Source organism: Bacillus sp. Brlt_9 (assembly GCF_051948935.1).
GTDB lineage: Bacteria > Bacillota > Bacilli > Bacillales > Bacillaceae_G > Bacillus_A.
Genome location: NZ_JAYJLO010000042.1, coordinates 1 through 354, shown reverse-complemented (window position 1 = coordinate 354; position 354 = coordinate 1). Strand labels below are relative to the sequence as shown.

The following is a 354-nucleotide window of genomic DNA, read 5'->3' as shown; positions in this document are numbered from 1 at the left end:
GTCTTGCCTATCAGAAGAAATTGGAAAAAGAGAAATTAAAGCCTAAAGAAGAACAGAAAGAGATTACATGTAATTTGTTTTCAGAACCTAATTTTGAAAAACCTTATGTAGATTACAACTTTCTAGATGCACTATTTAAGGCTATGATTCAAAATGATTATCGAGCTTTGCCTACGCAATGTAGCCAGTCAATCATGAAAGGTTTGTTCCAAAATTGGAAATCTTTCTTTGCTAGTTTAAAAGACTATAAAAAGAATCCAAACAAATATGCTGGAATGCCTAGGATTCCAAAGTATATCCGTTCTTCTGAAAAAGAGATTCTGTATACAAACCAAGATTGCATCATTAAAAACA

At 31.6% G+C, this 354-nt stretch carries 1 pseudogene; it reads left to right on the top strand.

The annotated features are described in order from the left end of the window. Positions 1-354 (top strand): annotated as a pseudogene (locus VF726_RS31565) (RNA-guided endonuclease InsQ/TnpB family protein); the annotation flags it as partial.